Origin of the sequence: Streptomyces flavalbus, assembly GCF_042674625.1 — a bacterium.
Taxonomy (GTDB): domain Bacteria; phylum Actinomycetota; class Actinomycetes; order Streptomycetales; family Streptomycetaceae; genus Streptomyces; species Streptomyces flavalbus.
Genome location: NZ_JBHTEB010000001.1, coordinates 3,652,344 through 3,667,435 on the forward strand (window position 1 = coordinate 3,652,344; position 15,092 = coordinate 3,667,435).

Here is a 15,092-nt window from a genome sequence, read left to right on the forward strand (position 1 = left end):
TCCCGCTCATAGCCCTTCACACGTAACCCGGAGAGGACCTCACGTGCTGCCTGCCTTCACATCGAACGGGTTCCTGCCACAGGGCCGGTATTCGATCTCCCTCAGCGAAGCCGAGGAGATACTCGTCACTGCCGAGGAGTTCCGAGCGTCCGCGACCCGCCATGCGTTGTGGGACGGTCTGCACGACTACCTGGACCGTTTCCTGACCTTGGAGGACGTATACGCAGACCTCCTGGATGGGCTCACTCTCGTCCACAGGCTGTGGCTGGGCGGCAGCTACGTCAGTACGAAGCTCAACCCGCGGAACATCGACGTGGCCCTGCTGATCGACACGCGAGCCGAGTTCGCGGTGCGCGGCAAGCCGGGTTCCAAGTGGCTGACCACCGCCTTCAAGAGCCGTAGCAGCATGAGGGACAAGTTCGGCGTCTCGCCGGTGAGAATCGGCTACCGACCTGTCGTCCACGTGTTCCGCCCCGAACGCATGACGTCCCAGGACCGGACATGCTTCACGGAAGCACCATCCGAAGCGAGCGCTGCCCCGGCGCGCGGATGCCTGGAGGTGCGGCTGTGACTGCTGGCGACAACTGGCGCGAGCGCAGGCGCGCGATCCTCGGAGACGACGCCGACCTCACGACCCGCCTGCTCGACGAGATGGGCACCGAGGAACGGGATGACGAGGAGGTCGAAGCCGAACATCGGACGAGTCGTCTGGCAGCCGCGCGCGAATACGAGCCCCAGGCTCGCCTCGATGAGGAACTTCAGCTTCGCCTGACAGGGCCGGACACCGAGGGAGGCGCCCTGCGCTTCCAGTGGGGCGACGCGCTTCTCAGCCCCGTGGAGAACGCCCTCTCGGTCGCTGCGGGCACGCCGGTGCAACTCGAACTCACGGGCGTCTCAGCGGGTAGCACCGTCGTGTATGCGCGCCCAGTCGCCACCCTGGCCCCCACCGAGCCACCCGCCATGGACGCTCCCGCCACCTCCGCCGCCAGCACCGGCATGTACGCGCTCACGAAGCTGCTGACCGCCCTGGAGTCCGAGGAGGACATCCGGGAATGGGCGCGGCTCTTCGACGCGGTGGATGGCCTTGCCCGCGCCCTGGGAAAGTACGGCCTCAACCTGGGCATGACCTGGTACGGCGCTGACGGCGGTATGCGCCGCGCCCGACTGACCGAGCGCGGCAGACGCCACGTCGAACACCTGCGCGAAACCCGACCGCGCGATCAGGAGATCACCATCTCAGGCCGGATCACCGAGCTACGCGAAAGCGGGTGGGTGAAGGTCAAGACCGGGACGGCGAAAAACGCCCCAGCCTACGACGTGCACTTCGAGGAGCCCGAGAAGCTGCTCCGTATGCGTCCTGGTCTGGGCGACAACGTCCACTTCCGGGTACGTTTCCGTCAACATCTGGACTCCGTGGGTATCGCCCGCTCCACCGAGTACACGTACCTGGGACCAGCCGCGGAACAGCCTCCGCTTCCGTTGGAGTCCTGACCCCCTACGAGTGCCCCAGCTCCGCCGTCTCCTCGTCCGTCACCTCCGGGACCGAACCCGAGTCCCGTAGCGGGCGGAGGGGGAACGGGTCCACCCGGGTCTCGTCGATGACCGGTGGGGCGGGGACCGGGGGCTTCGGCATGACCGCTGCCTCCGAGTGGCCGCCGCAGCCGTAGGTGAGGGAGACGACCCGGCCGTCCGCCGGGGAGAACTCGTTGGCGCAGACGCCGAACGCCTGGCCGAGGGAGCCGCCGAGCGGGACGAGGAAGCCGCAGCTCACGCAGGCCGCGGGGGCCGCCTGGGCCATCGGGGTCTTGGCGCCGTACGCCTCCTCCCAGCGGTCGGCGGCGATGTGGAGGCCGTACCGGGACAGGACCCGGGCGCGGCGCAGGCCGAGTTCCTCGGCGACGGCGGAGATGGAGCCCCGGGTCGGGGCCACCGGGAGGGTCGCGGGCGTGCCCGCCGTCACCTCCGCGTCCTCGGCCTCGACCAGGTCGGCCATCTCGTCGGAGACGGCGGAGTTCGGCGGGGGTTCCTCCTCGCCCGTCCAGCCGGGCTCCAGACGGAGGTCCTCGGCGTCGGTGGGCAGCAGGTCGCCGGGGCCCATGTCGCCGGGGCGGAGGCGTTCGCTCCAGGGCACCCACTCGGGGGCGAGCAGCGCGTCCGGGCCGGGCAGCAGGACCACCTCGTCCAGCGTGACGACCTTGGCGCGGGAGGCGCGGGCCACCGTCGCCGCCCACCGCCAGCCGCGGTAGCCCAGCTCCTTGCACTCGAAGAAGTGGGTGACGACCCGGTCCCCCTCGGAGACCAGCCCCACATGCTCGCCGACGACTCCTGGTGCCGCGGCCTCCTCGGCTGCGGCGCGGGCGAGGTCGACTGCCTCGGCGCACAGGCGGTCGGGGGTGCGGCTTCGCGTTGTCGCTGCGCTCACAGGTATCGCTTCTCTCCTACGCCGTCTCTCGGGTGCGCCTGCCTGAAGGCGGCGGGGCGGACGGAGCGGACCGGGGGACCGCGTCGACGTCCACGCGCCATCGCACTACCAGCGCACCTGACACCATCCATTCTGCGGGATGGCCGAGATACGCACGCTACCTGTTCGGCGGCGCTTGGCCTACACCGACGGGACGGATCGCGGCCCGACGGTGATCTTCCGGCCGGGCGCGTCTTCTGTGAAGTGCGGGCCATACGCGCCGTACACGCACTACGGGCGGCTTTCTCGGGGCACTATGACGGGGTGGCAACCGCGAAGTCATCCGACGGGGCCACCGGCATCGGTGGCCAGATCGGCGGAAAGAGCGCAGGTGACGTGCGGGCCCGGCTCCTCGGGTCCGTGCGTTCGGTCGGCCGTGCCCTGCACTTCCCGGTGACGGGCACCGCCCGCGGTATCCGCAGAGCCACCCACGCGCACGGCGCGGGCGAGTCCGGCCTCGGCAAGCTGATCGAACTGCACGGGGTGAACGGCGCGGGCGACGTCATGATCACCGTGGCGCTCGCCTCCACCGTCTTCTTCTCGGTCCCGACCGACGAGGCGCGTGGCCGGGTCGCGCTGTACCTGGCGATCACGATGCTGCCGTTCACGCTCCTCGCCCCGGTGATCGGCCCTCTCCTGGACCGGCTGCCGCACGGCCGCCGCGCGGCGATGGCGGGCGCGATGCTCGCGCGGGCGCTGCTCGCCCTGGTGCTGTCCGGCGCGGTGATCAGCGGCAGCATCGAGCTGTACCCGGCGGCGCTCGGCGTGCTGGTGGCGTCGAAGGCGTACGGCGTGGTCCGCAGCGCGGTCGTCCCCCGGCTGCTGCCCACCGGGTTCTCCCTGGTCAAGGCCAACTCACGGGTGACGCTCGGCGGGCTGCTCGCCACCGGCGTCGCGGCGCCGATCGGCGCCGGCCTCCAGGCGGTCGGCCCGCGCTGGCCGCTCTACGGCGCCTTCGTGATCTTCATCGCGGGCATGTTCCTCTCCTTCTCCCTCCCCCCGAAGGTCGACTCCGCCAAGGGCGAGGACACCGCGCTGCTCGCGGCGGACGAGGAGCACCTGCACGGCCCGCACCTCAAGCCGGTCAAGCGCCCGGGCCTGCGCACGGTCGGCATCGCGGTCACCCACGCGCTGGGCGCCAACGCGGCGATCCGCTGCCTCGCCGGTTTCCTGATCTTCTTCCTGGCGTTCCTGCTGCGGGAGCACCCGCTGTCCGGGCAGAGCGCGGCGGTGTCGCTGGGCGCGGTGGCGGTGGCGGCGGGCACCGGCAACGCGCTGGGCACGGCGGTCGGGGCGTGGCTGCGGTCCCGGGCGCCGGAGATCATTATCGTGACGGTGGTCGCGATCGAGGTGGGCGCGGCGATCACGGCGGCGGCGTTCTTCGGCGCGTTCCTGGTGGTGTGCCTGGCGGCGCTCGCCGGGTTCGCGCAGGCGCTGGCGAAGCTGTCGCTGGACGCGCTGATCCAGCGGGACGTGCCCGAACTGGTCCGCACCTCGGCGTTCGCCCGCTCCGAGACGCTGCTCCAGATGTCGTGGGTGGTGGGCGGCGCGGTCGGTATCGCCCTGCCGCTGAACGGCACGCTGGGCCTGTCGGTGGGCGCCGCGATCGTCGCCGTCGGCTGGCTGGCGACCGTGCGCGGGCTGCTCGCCTCGGTCCGGCGCGGCGGGTCGGGCCGTCCCCGCGTGGCGTAACGCACCGCGCTCCGCGCACCCCACATGGCCAGCGGGCGGCGGGCGCCCGATAGCCTTCGGCCATGACCATGCAATCCGCTGCTGTGCGACGCCGCCGCGCCGTCGCCGCCGCCGGCGCCGTATCCGCCGGACTGCTCGTCCTGTCGGCCTGCGACAAGCCGACGCCGATGTCGACGGTCACCGTCGGATCGGACTCGGTCAGCTCCGAGGCGCTCTGCTACAACGACGGCGACACGCTCAAGGCCGCCGACGTCGCCAAGTGCCAGAAGGACGAGGACGTCAAGTCCATCAAGGTCGGCCAGGACGAGACCGTACGCATCGGTGTCGACCAGGAGATCGCCGAGGAGGGCTGGACGGTCCTGATGAACGGCCGGGCCATCTCCGACTCCAGCGAGAGCACCTACCGCACCGTCCCCGGCAGCGTCTTCTTCAACGAACAGTACGGCGCGCAGGGCGACTCCACCGTCGTCTCCGTCAAGGCGGGCGGCGACAAGGACATCACCGGCCTGTGGTCGTTCAAGCTGGAGAAGGACTACTGACCCCGTCCGCCGCGCGCGTCCTGGTGGCCACCGCCGTCCCCGCCGAACGGGACGCGGTGGCGCGGGCGTTCCCCGGCCCGGTGATCGCCGCCGGAGTGGGTCCGGCCGCCGCCGCGGCGGCCACGGCGACGGCGCTCGCGACCACCGGCCACACCCTCGTCGTCTCGGCGGGCATCGGCGGCGGCTTCCAGCCCCACGCCCCCGTCGGCTCCCTGGTCGTCGCCGACGAGATCACCGCGGCCGACCTGGGCGCGGAGACCGCCGACGGTTTCCTGCCGGTCACCGACCTCGGCTTCGGCGCCGTCACCCACCGTCCGCCCGCCGCCCTGGTACGGCAGGCCGCCGCCGCGACCGGCGCCCGCACCGGCGCCGTCCTCACCGTCTCCACGGTGACCGGCACCGCCGCCCGCGCCGCCGCGCTGCGCGCCCGGCACCCCGGCGCGCTCGCGGAGGCCATGGAGGGCTTCGGCGTCGCGGAGGCGGCGGCCCTGCACGGCGTTCCCGTCCTGGAGGTACGGGCCGTCTCCAACCCGGTCGGCCCGCGGGACCGCGCCGCCTGGCGCATCGGCGAGGCGCTCGCGGCGCTCACCGAGGCGTTCGGGAAGCTCACGCCCGTACTGGAGAGTTGGAACCCACATGACCACAGGTGAGCGGCTCCGCATCGCGTACTCCCCCTGCCCCAACGACACGTTCGTCTTCGACGCCCTGGCCCACGGCCGCGTCCCCGACGCCCCCGCCCTCGACGTCACCTTCGCCGACATCGACGTCACCAACGGCATGGCCGAGCGCGGCGAGTACGACGTCCTGAAGGTCTCCTACGCCGTCCTCCCGTACGTCCTGGACACCTACGCCCTGCTGCCCTGCGGCGGCGCGCTGGGCCGGGGCTGCGGCCCGCTGGTCCTGACCCGCGACGGGGGGCCCACCGACCTGACCGGCCGTACGGTCGCCGTACCGAGCGAGAAGTCGACGGCGTACCTGCTGTTCCGCCTCTGGGCGGCGGACACCGTACCGGGCGGCGTCGGTGAGATCGTCGTCATGCCGTTCCACGAGATCATGCCCGCGGTCCGCGACGGCAAGGTGGACGCGGGCCTGGTCATCCACGAGGCCCGCTTCACGTACCAGAACTACGGCCTGCGCAAGCTGGCCGACCTGGGCGAGCACTGGGAGAGCACCACGGGCCTGCCGATCCCGCTCGGCGCGATCATCGCCAAGCGCGACCTGGGCGCCCCCACCCTCACCGCCCTCGCCGCCGCGCTGCGCACCTCGGTCCAACTGGCCTGGGAGAACCCCGAAGCCTCCCGCCCCTATGTGAGGGAACACGCCCAGGAAATGGACCCGTCGGTCGCGGACCAGCACATCGGCCTGTACGTCAACGAGTTCACCGCCGACCTGGGCCCCGACGGCTACGCGGCGGTACGGGGCCTGCTCACCCGCGCGGCGGCCGAGGGACTCCTCCCGCCCCTCGGCCCGCAGGCCCTCACCTTCCCCTAGGACCTGTCACACATCGAGCTGGTCGGCGACGGCGCGCAGCAGTCCGGCGATCTTCTTGCCCGAAGCCCGGTCGGGATAACGGCCCTTTTCGAGCATGGGCGTGATGTTCTCCAGGAGGGTGGTCAGATCCTGGACGATCGAGGCCAACTCATCGGGCTTCTTCCGCTGCGCGGCGGCGACCGAGGGCGTCGGATCGAGCAACGTCACCGAAAGGGCCTGGTCACCGCGTTGCCCGGCGACGACCCCGAACTCCACGCGCTGACCCGGCTTGAGTGTCTCGACTCCGGCGGGGAGAACCGAGGAATGGACGAAGACGTCACCGCCGTCGTCACGGGAGAGAAAGCCGAAGCCCTTCTCGCTGTTGAACCACTTGACCTTGCCGGTAGGCACGTCTGTCCTCGTCCTCGTACTCGTCGGAAAACTGCTTCGGAAAACGGCTCTTGATAGCACTGGGGCGGGTCGTCCATGACCCGCCGGTACCAAGACTATGGGTACAGGAGCCGGTGACAAGACGTCACCCGGTTGTTCCTTCGCGCTGGGAACTACCCTGGTCCGGTGCGTGACAAAACCCAAACGAATTCCGCCGCACCCGGTGACCGGCTGATCCGTGCCGGTGCCGTGGTGTTCCTCATCGGTACCGTCGCCACCCTGGTCACGGTGATGCCGCTGTTCCTGGGAACTACGCCTTTTCCCACCTACATGTTCGGGCTGAGCATGTTCATGGGCGTCGGTTTCGCCATCGCCGCCGCGGGGGTGCTGCGCTCCATCGCGGCGGCCCGCCGTCAGGCGCGGGAGGCGTCCAGATAGGCCGAAAGCCACTCAGGGAACCCCAGCAGATCATCAAGGACGACGTCCGCCCCCGCCGCCCGCAGCTCCGCGGGCGCACACGGCCCGGTCGCCACCGCCACCGACAGCGCACCGGCGGCCCGGGCCCCGCGCACGTCACCCACGTGATCGCCCACGTACACCACGGCGTCCTGCTCCCGCAGCGCCTCCGCCTTGGCCTCCGCCCACAGGTCACCTATGACCGCGTCCGGCTCCATGCCCAGGTGCGCGAGGTGCAGTTTGGCGTTGGGTTCGAACTTGGCGGTGACAACCACGGCACGCCCACCAGCCTCCCGCACGGCCCCGATCGCCTCCCGCGCCCCGGCCATGGCGGGCGTCGCAGCCACGGCGATGGACGGATACATCGCCCGATAGAGGTCGGCCACCCCCGCGACCTCCCCCTCCGGGAACCAGTTCCGCAACTCCTCCTCCAACGGCGGCCCCAGCCGCGTAACGGCCAGATCGGCGTCGATGAAGACCCCCGTCCGCTCGGCCAACGCCAGGTAGCAGGCGTGGATGCCGGGCCGGGAGTCGATGAGGGTCATGTCGAGATCGAAACCGACAGTGGGAAAAGCGCTCGTCAGGGCCATACGGCCCATTGTGCAGGCCAGGCCGGACCCGCAGTCGCCGTACGACGGAAGGGGACGTGTCGGGGGGTGTCCGCCCGCAGTGGTTCGCGCGCAGAACCCCGCTCACCTCACGACCCACAGCCCGCGCGGTTCCGAGGACGGACACCCCCCGGCGCGGCCCCGCCCCACCCCCCGGCATAAAGCGCTACGCACGCCACGCAACCACCGCCACAGGCCGCCGCAGGCACGACTAGCCCCGCCGACGAGCCCGCCACACCAGGAACACGGCGGAAGAGACAGCGGCCCCCCGGACAACCCAGGGCCAGGCCTCCCCCACCGCATCACTCATCGCCCCGTCCGCGATGGGCTCCCCCCACCGCCCGGCGGCCCGCCCCCAGAGCCACAGCAGCCCGCACGCCAGGGCGGCGCCGGGCAGGCCCATCACGGCCACCCGCACCTCGTTCCGGCTGAGCCGCCGCGACAGGTAGACGATCAGCCAGCCGAAGGCGAGGGGCACGAGGTTGCCCAGCACGGCCCCCGCGACCAGCAGCCCGGCGGCGAGCAGCAGCAGCGGGCTGCCCCACCCCCGCAGGGACGGCAACCGCGGCAACCGCCGCTTGGGCGCCTCCTCGGCGGGAACCTCCTCCTCGGCGTCGGCTTCCTCCCCCGCCACGGGCTCGGCCACCGGCGGCCGCAGCACCTCCGCGATCTCGATGCCCCCCACGAACCCGGGGACCTCGTCCCCGAACGGCCCCCGCTCCTGCCACCAGTCGCCACGCGCCCCCCGCTCCACCACCCGAGGCTCCACCCCCCGCGGCTCCACGACCGCGGGCTCGGACTCCGCCTCCCGCGGCGCGGGCACCCCCACCACCGCGCCGGGCGCCACCCCGCTCCCCGCCCCGGACCCCGCCCCCGCCCCCGGCCCCGCCGCCGACACCACGTCGTCCGGACTGCCGAGCCGGGCGATGATCCGCCGCACGGCCGCCGGGGTGTCCACCCCGGCCCGCGCCCGCCGCTCGTCGATCTCGTCCCGGAGCTGCGACACCAGCCGCATCCGCACAGCGGACGGAAGCTGCCGCTGCTGCGCCACGTCACCCACGCGGCTCAGGTACTCGTAGACGACCTTGTCGCTCTCGATCCCCACCCGGACGACGGTAGCGCAGCCCGCACAGGGAGAGAGCGGCCCGCACAGCGCCGTAGAAACGTTCCGTTCCCCTCCCCCGCCCCCACACCCGCTACCGTTGACCGGATGAGCAGCGACGAGAAGCGGCCCGAGCAGCCGACCGCGCCCCGGTCCCTCGCGGAGGCGCTCCGTTCGCGCGACGACGCCGACCTGGCCGCCCTCCTGCGCAGCCGTCCCGACCTCATCACCCCCGTCCCCACCGACCTCACCCAGCTCGCCACCCGCGCGGGCACCCGCGCCTCCGTCGTCCGGGCCCTGGAGCGTCTTGACCGCTTCGCGGTGCAGACGGCGCAGGCGCTGGCGGTGGCGCCGGACCCGGCGACGTACGACGAACTGCTCGGCCTGCTCGCGGGCGACGACCGCGACCCGGCGGTGACGGCCGCCCTCCCGCACGCGCTGCACATCCTGCGCGAACAGGCGCTGGTGTGGGGCGCCGACGACTGCCTGCGCCTGGTGCGCACCGCGCGCGAGCTGCTGGCCCCGACCCCGCAGCACCCGTCCCCGACCGGCCTCGGCCCGACCGTGCGGGAGGCGACGTCGGGCATGTCGCCGGGCCGCATCCAGGAGATCGTCACGACGGCCGGGCTGCCGTCCACGCACGACTCGGTCTCCGCGGTCGCCGCGCTCACCGACCTGTTCACCGACCGCGCCCGGATGACCGGCCTGCTCGCCGACGCCCCCGCCGAGTCGGTCGAGGTGCTGGACCGACTGGTGTGGGGCCCGCCGTACGGCCAGGTCACCGCGGACCCGGCGCCCCGGCTGCGCTGGCTGCTGGACCGCGGGCTGCTCCTGCCGACCGCGCCCGGGACGGTCGTACTCCCCCGCGAGGTGGCGCTGCACCTGCGCGCGGGCCGGGCACACCGCACTCCAGAACCCACCCCACCGCCCGTCACGACCACCGCCACCCACCATCCACAGGTTGTGGACAGCACGGCGGCGGGCCAGGCGTACACCGCGCTGGCGACCGTCGAGGAGCTGCTGAAGGACTGGGACGAGGGCGGCCCGGCGGTCCTGCGCGCCGGTGGGCTGAGCGTGCGGGACCTCAAGCGCACCGCGGTCGCCCTGGACGTGTCCGAGCCGGTCGCCGCGTTCTGGGTGGAACTCGCCTACGCCGCCGGGCTGCTGGCCTCCGACGGCGAGGCCGACGAGCGGTACGCCGCCACCCCGGCCTACGACGAGTGGCGGGAGCTGCCCCCCGCCGACCGCTGGGCGCGGCTGGCGGAGGCGTGGCTCACGGCGACCCGGACGGCGGGCCTGGTGGGCGGCCGGGACGCCAAGGACCGCACGCTGTCGGCGCTGGGCCCCGGCCTGGACCGGTCCGCCGCGCAGGAGGTACGGCACCGGGTGCTGACCCTGCTCGCGGACCTCCCGGAGGGCACCGCGCCGGACCCCGGGTCCCTCCAGGCCCGGCTGCGCTGGGAACGCCCGCCGCGCGCCGGGGACGACCTGCGCGCCCGCCTCGCGGAGTGGACGCTGACCGAGGCGGAGCAGCTCGGCGTCACCGGCCGCGGCGCGCTGTCGACGCACGGCAGGGCGCTCCTGGGCACAGCCCCGAAGCACCCGCGGCCCCCCGCCGAGGCCGGTCCGGGCGACAGGCTCCCCTTCCGCCACCGCCCGGCCCCGCCGCTCCCCGCCCTCTCCGCCCAGGAACAGGCCACCGCCACCGCGGCGGCGGCCCGCCTGCTCGCCCCGCTCCTGCCCGAACCTCTCGACCACGTCCTGCTCCAGGCGGACCTGACCGCCGTGGCGCCGGGCCCGCTGCGCCGCCCGCTGGCCGACATGCTCGGCGTCCTCGCGGACGTGGAGTCCAAGGGCGGGGCCACGGTGTACCGCTTCACGCCCGGCTCGGTACGCCGGGCCCTGGACGCGGGCCGCAGCGCCTCCGACCTGCACGCGTTCCTCGCCGAGCACTCGCGCACGCCGGTGCCGCAGCCGCTGGCCTACCTGATCGACGACGTGGCCCGCAGACACGGGCACCTGCGGGTGGGAGCCGCCTCGGCGTACGTCCGCTGCGACGACGACGCCCTGCTGAACGAGATCCTCGCCGACAAGCGCTCCGCCGGGCTGGGCCTGCGCCGCCTCGCGCCGACGGTGCTGGCCGCGCAGGCCGACCCGGCGGCCCTGCTGGAGGGGCTGCGCGCGATGGGCTTCGCCCCGGCGGCCGAGTCCGCGGAGGGCGATGTGCTGATCACCCGCGCCCACGCCCACCGCACGCCCCCGCGCACGCCCCCGGAGCCGGTCCCGGACGGCCCGCCCACGCCGGACGCGACGCTGCTGGCGGCGGCGATCCGCGCCATCCGCGCGGGCGACCTCGCCACCACGACCCCGCGCAAGCCGCCCGCCGACACCCCGGCGACGACGGGCGGGGAACTGCCCCGCACCGGCCCGGCGGAGACCCTCGCCACCATGCAGGCCGCGGTGCTGACCGGGCAGGCCCTGTGGATCGGGTACGTGAACGCCGAGGGCGCCGCGAGCCAGCGCGTGATCGCGCCGGTCCGGGTCGAGGGCGGCTTCGTGACGGCGTACGACCACACCGCGGACGAGGTCCGCACGTACGCGCTGCACCGGATCACGGGGGTGGCGGAGCTGGCGGACGGGCCGGGGGACTGAGACGGCCGCGGCTGCGGTGGCTGAGGCGGCGGCTCACCCGTGCGGGTGGCGGCGCCGATCCATGCACGCCACGCCGGAGACTTCCCACCCATGAGGGAGCTTGATCCGTGTCGGGCATCCGGCGCGGGGGCGTGGGGCAGCCAGGGGGTGTCCGAGCCAACCCCCACCAGTGAGGAACCGCCATGCGTACTGCCCGCCGAGTCGCCGCCGTAGTGACCGCCACCGCCGTGCTGATCGGCGCCTTCGCCACCCAGGCGGCGGCCATCGGCATCGACGTCGCCGGACTGGTACTCGAAACGCCGCCGATCTAGCGCCCTCTGACGGGCCGGGCCGGTACGTCGCCCCACGACCGGCCCGGCCCGCAGAGCGGTCCCGCCCCGAACCCGTGAAAGGCCCTGACGCCCCATGCGCGCCAAGCTCCTCCCCCACCGCACCCGTTCCGCCTCCGCCGCCCAGGTCCGGTCCGCCGTGGCCGTGTCGGCCGCCGCGCTGGTCTCCGCCGCCGCGATGATCGCCGCACTCGCCCCGGACGCCTCCGCCGCGCCCTCCGCGGTCTCCTCCGCCGCGCCCTCCGCCGCCCCGTCGCACCCCCTGCCCATCGCCGTCGAGCCGCTCGTCACGGAGGGGATCGCCATCGAGGGGCCGCTGGTCAACAACCTCACTCTGCCCACCCTGCGGTAGCCCGCCGCGTGCGGTAGCTGTCGCCGTCGATGCGCACGGTCTCGGCGTGGTGGCCCAGCCGGTCCACCATCGCCGGGGCGGCCGGGCCGCCGAAGACCTCGCCCCAGCGGTGCGGCGGCCGGTCGCTGGTGACGATCAGCGAGCCCCGTTCGTAGCGGTGCGAGACGAGGCGGAAGAAGAGCCGGGTGGTGTCCGCGTCGAACGGGACGTAGCCGACCTCGTCGACGATGAGAAGGGGGTAGGCGTCGAGGTCGGCCAGCTCCTCCGCCAGCCGCCCCGCCGACTCGGCGCGGGACAGCCGCGCGGCCCAGTCCTCGGCGGTCGCGAACAGCACCCGGTGCCCGGCCTCGCAGGCCCGCAGCCCGAGGCCCACGGCGAGGTGGGTCTTGCCGGTGCCGGGGGGACCGGTGAGGACGACGTTGCCGGGTACGGCGAGGAAGTCCAGCTTGCCGAGCCGGGCCACGGCGTCCCGGTCGAAGGCGCGGGGGTGGTCGGCGTCGAACTCCTCCAGCGTCCTGCGCACCGGGAACCCGGCCGCCCGGACCCGCTCCTCGGCGTCGGGGCCGTCGTCGGCGGCGGGCGGCCCGCCCTGCGCGGGCACGGACACCGCCCGCGCCGCGGCGGGGGGCTGCTGGTGCTGGTCGGCGTGGGGGTTGGTCGCCGCCCCGGACATGTACCAGAGGATCGCCGCCGAGACGATGAACGCCATGTGGATGACCGTGCCCCACAGCAGGGAGTGCCGCTCGGTGTGGTGCACGTCCACGAACATCTGGAGCAGGTGCACCGACGAGATCCCGACGATCGCGGTGGCCAGCTTGACCTTGAGCACGTTGGAGTTCACGTGCGACAGCCACTCCGGCTGGTCCCGGTGGCCCTGGAGCCCGATGCGGGAGACGAACGTCTCATAGCCGCCGACGATCACCATGATCAGCAGGTTGGCGATCATCACCACGTCGACCAGCTTCAGCACGGCGAGCATGACGTAGGTCTCGGTGGCCCGCCCGGTCAGGCACCGGAGCACTAACGTCCACAGCTCGTTGAAGAACTTGTAGACGTACACGCCCTGCGCGGCCACCAGCCCGAAGTACAGCGGGGCCTGGAGCCAGCGGGTGGCGAACAGCGCGTACCCGAGCGTGGTGGTCGGCGGGGACGACGGGGCGCGAGGGGGAGACTGCACGGTGCGCATTCTTCGCAGCCGCGGCCATTCAGGCGAAGTCGCGTCACCCCACGGGATGAATAGACATCCTGTACGACGAAACCGTTGACGCGCGCCGATCAGGCACACTGGACGTTCGGCCGAACCGTCCGGCCGGAGGGAAAGGGTGCCCCGCGTGAACGGTCCGCTGATCGTCCAGTCCGACAAGACACTGCTCCTCGAGGTCGACCACGAGCGGGCCGACGACTGCCGCCGCGCCATCGCCCCCTTCGCCGAGCTGGAGCGGGCGCCCGAGCACATCCACACCTACCGCGTCACCCCGCTGGGCCTGTGGAACGCGCGCGCGGCCGGGCACGACGCCGAGCAGGTCGTGGACGCGCTGGTGCAGTTCAGCCGCTACCCGGTGCCGCACGCGCTGCTGGTGGACATCGCGGAGACGATGGACCGCTACGGCCGCCTCACCCTGAGCAAGCACCCGACGCACGGCCTCGTCCTCACCACCACCGACCGCCCGGTCCTGGAGGAGGTGCTGCGCTCCAAGCGCGTCGCCCCGCTGGTCGGCGCCCGCATCGACCCCGACACGGTCGCCGTGCACCCCTCGGAGCGCGGGCAGATCAAGCAGACCCTGCTGAAGCTGGGCTGGCCCGCCGAGGACCTCGCCGGGTACGTCGACGGTGAGGCGCACCCCATCGACCTGGCGGAGGACGGCTGGGCGCTGCGCCCGTACCAGAAGCAGGCGGTGGAGAACTTCTGGCACGGCGGCTCCGGTGTCGTCGTCCTGCCGTGTGGCGCGGGCAAGACACTGGTCGGGGCGGGCTCGATGGCGCAGGCCAGGTCGACGACGCTGATCCTGGTCACCAACACGGTCTCGGCCCGGCAGTGGAAGCACGAGCTGGTGAAGCGGACGTCGCTGACCGAGGACGAGATCGGTGAGTACAGCGGCACCCGCAAGGAGATCCGCCCGGTCACCATCGCCACGTACCAGGTGCTGACGACGCGCCGGAAGGGCGTCTACCCGCACCTGGAGCTGTTCGACTCCCGGGACTGGGGCCTGATCATCTACGACGAGGTGCACCTGCTGCCCGCGCCCGTCTTCAAGTTCACCGCCGACCTCCAGGTCCGCCGCCGCCTGGGCCTCACGGCGACCCTGGTGCGGGAGGACGGCCGGGAGTCGGACGTGTTCTCCCTCATCGGGCCGAAGCGGTTCGACGCGCCGTGGAAGGAGATCGAGGCGCAGGGCTACATCGCGCCCGCCGACTGCGTGGAGGTCCGGGTCAACCTCACCGACTCCGAGCGGCTCGCGTACGCGACGGCCGAGGCGGAGGAGAAGTACCGGTTCTGCGCGACGACCGACACCAAGCGGAAGGTGACGGAGGCGATCGTCCGTCGGTTCGCGGGCCAGCAGATCCTGGTCATCGGGCAGTACATCGACCAGCTCGACGAGCTGGGCGAGCACCTGGGGGCGCCGGTCATCAAGGGCGAGACGACCAACGCCCAGCGGGAGAAGCTGTTCGAGGCGTTCCGGCAGGGCGAGATCAGCGTGCTGGTGGTGTCGAAGGTGGCGAACTTCTCCATCGACCTGCCGGAGGCGACGGTCGCCATCCAGGTCTCGGGCACGTTCGGCTCCCGGCAGGAGGAGGCGCAGCGCCTCGGCCGGGTGCTGCGCCCGAAGGCGGACGGCCACCAGGCGCACTTCTACTCGGTCGTCGCCCGCGACACGATCGACCAGGACTTCGCCGCCCACCGCCAGCGCTTCCTGGCCGAACAGGGCTACGCCTACCGGATCATGGACGCGGACGAGCTGCTGGCGGAGAGCTGACCCGGGGCGCTGGAGGGGGCCGCCGTACGGGACCGGGCCGCCGTAATTGAGTGGCCCCGTTCCCTC

16 protein-coding genes are annotated in these 15,092 nt (G+C 73.0%); 11 read left to right on the plus strand and 5 right to left on the minus strand.

Annotated features, from left to right (window positions below; all coding sequences use genetic code 11):
- The first annotated feature begins 43 nt into the window (after positions 1-43).
- Positions 44-571: a DUF6932 family protein gene (locus ACFQZ6_RS16265; RefSeq protein WP_381609374.1), complete on the plus strand. Its 528-nt coding sequence runs from the start codon at positions 44-46 to the stop codon at positions 569-571.
- Complete coding sequence (locus ACFQZ6_RS16270) at positions 568-1,491, plus strand: hypothetical protein (RefSeq protein ID WP_381609376.1); 924 nt, start codon at positions 568-570, stop codon at positions 1,489-1,491. The genes ACFQZ6_RS16265 and ACFQZ6_RS16270 overlap by 4 nt, the downstream gene beginning before the upstream one ends.
- 4 nt (positions 1,492-1,495) lie before the next feature.
- On the opposite strand, the gene ACFQZ6_RS16275 is transcribed toward ACFQZ6_RS16270, so the two are convergent.
- Complete coding sequence (locus ACFQZ6_RS16275; protein WP_381609378.1) at positions 1,496-2,422, minus strand: DUF3027 domain-containing protein; 927 nt, start codon at positions 2,420-2,422, stop codon at positions 1,496-1,498.
- A 303-nt stretch (positions 2,423-2,725) separates the two neighbouring features.
- Here ACFQZ6_RS16275 and ACFQZ6_RS16280 point away from each other — a divergent pair, with 303 nt between their 5' ends.
- The 4 genes from ACFQZ6_RS16280 to ACFQZ6_RS16295 all read left to right on the plus strand — a co-directional run bounded on the left by ACFQZ6_RS16280 (position 2,726) and on the right by ACFQZ6_RS16295 (position 6,183).
- The gene (locus tag ACFQZ6_RS16280) at positions 2,726-4,153 is read left to right on the plus strand and encodes an MFS transporter (protein WP_381609382.1); all 1,428 of its coding nucleotides are present in this window, start codon (positions 2,726-2,728) and stop codon (positions 4,151-4,153) included.
- A gap of 62 nt (positions 4,154-4,215) precedes the next feature.
- Positions 4,216-4,692, plus strand: coding sequence for a DUF2771 domain-containing protein (locus ACFQZ6_RS16285; protein ID WP_381609385.1), 477 nt, complete (start codon positions 4,216-4,218; stop codon positions 4,690-4,692).
- Positions 4,662-5,342, plus strand: coding sequence for a futalosine hydrolase (locus ACFQZ6_RS16290; RefSeq protein ID WP_381609388.1), 681 nt, complete (start codon positions 4,662-4,664; stop codon positions 5,340-5,342). Before ACFQZ6_RS16285 ends, ACFQZ6_RS16290 begins: the two co-directional genes overlap by 31 nt.
- Positions 5,329-6,183, plus strand: a complete 855-nt coding sequence (locus ACFQZ6_RS16295; RefSeq protein WP_381609389.1) for a 1,4-dihydroxy-6-naphthoate synthase — start codon at positions 5,329-5,331, stop codon at positions 6,181-6,183. The genes ACFQZ6_RS16290 and ACFQZ6_RS16295 overlap by 14 nt, the downstream gene beginning before the upstream one ends.
- 6 nt (positions 6,184-6,189) lie before the next feature.
- Here ACFQZ6_RS16295 and ACFQZ6_RS16300 read toward each other — a convergent pair whose 3' ends face one another.
- On the minus strand, positions 6,190-6,573 hold the full coding sequence (locus ACFQZ6_RS16300; RefSeq protein WP_381609392.1) for a cold-shock protein: 384 nt from the start codon (positions 6,571-6,573) through the stop codon (positions 6,190-6,192).
- A 165-nt stretch (positions 6,574-6,738) separates the two neighbouring features.
- Between ACFQZ6_RS16300 and ACFQZ6_RS16305 the strand changes: the two genes are divergently transcribed.
- On the plus strand, positions 6,739-6,990 hold the full coding sequence (locus ACFQZ6_RS16305) for a hypothetical protein (RefSeq protein WP_381609395.1): 252 nt from the start codon (positions 6,739-6,741) through the stop codon (positions 6,988-6,990).
- Here ACFQZ6_RS16305 and ACFQZ6_RS16310 read toward each other — a convergent pair.
- Both ACFQZ6_RS16310 and ACFQZ6_RS16315 read right to left on the minus strand, forming a co-directional pair.
- Positions 6,966-7,598 (minus strand): HAD family hydrolase, encoded by a 633-nt coding sequence (locus ACFQZ6_RS16310; protein WP_381609398.1) that lies wholly within the window; start codon positions 7,596-7,598, stop codon positions 6,966-6,968. The two genes, ACFQZ6_RS16305 and ACFQZ6_RS16310, sit on opposite strands and share 25 nt — an antisense overlap.
- 229 nt (positions 7,599-7,827) lie before the next feature.
- On the minus strand, positions 7,828-8,721 hold the full coding sequence (locus ACFQZ6_RS16315; protein ID WP_381609401.1) for a hypothetical protein: 894 nt from the start codon (positions 8,719-8,721) through the stop codon (positions 7,828-7,830).
- A gap of 105 nt (positions 8,722-8,826) precedes the next feature.
- On the opposite strand from ACFQZ6_RS16315, the gene ACFQZ6_RS16320 reads away from it, so the two are divergent.
- From ACFQZ6_RS16320 to ACFQZ6_RS16330, 3 genes are all read left to right on the plus strand, one after another.
- Entirely contained in the window at positions 8,827-11,370 is a 2,544-nt protein-coding gene (locus ACFQZ6_RS16320) for a helicase-associated domain-containing protein (RefSeq protein WP_381609404.1), read from the plus strand.
- A 182-nt stretch (positions 11,371-11,552) separates the two neighbouring features.
- Entirely contained in the window at positions 11,553-11,681 is a 129-nt protein-coding gene (locus ACFQZ6_RS16325) for a hypothetical protein (RefSeq protein ID WP_381609407.1), read from the plus strand.
- A 94-nt stretch (positions 11,682-11,775) separates the two neighbouring features.
- Entirely contained in the window at positions 11,776-12,051 is a 276-nt protein-coding gene (locus tag ACFQZ6_RS16330; protein WP_381609409.1) for a hypothetical protein, read from the plus strand.
- Here the strand turns inward: ACFQZ6_RS16330 and istB are convergent.
- Positions 12,029-13,237: an IS21-like element helper ATPase IstB gene (gene istB, locus ACFQZ6_RS16335; RefSeq protein WP_381609412.1), complete on the minus strand. Its 1,209-nt coding sequence runs from the start codon at positions 13,235-13,237 to the stop codon at positions 12,029-12,031. The genes ACFQZ6_RS16330 and istB overlap by 23 nt on opposite strands.
- A gap of 145 nt (positions 13,238-13,382) precedes the next feature.
- Between istB and ACFQZ6_RS16340 the strand changes: the two genes are divergently transcribed.
- On the plus strand, positions 13,383-15,026 hold the full coding sequence (locus ACFQZ6_RS16340) for a DNA repair helicase XPB (protein ID WP_381609415.1): 1,644 nt from the start codon (positions 13,383-13,385) through the stop codon (positions 15,024-15,026).
- Positions 15,027-15,092 lie beyond the last annotated feature (66 nt).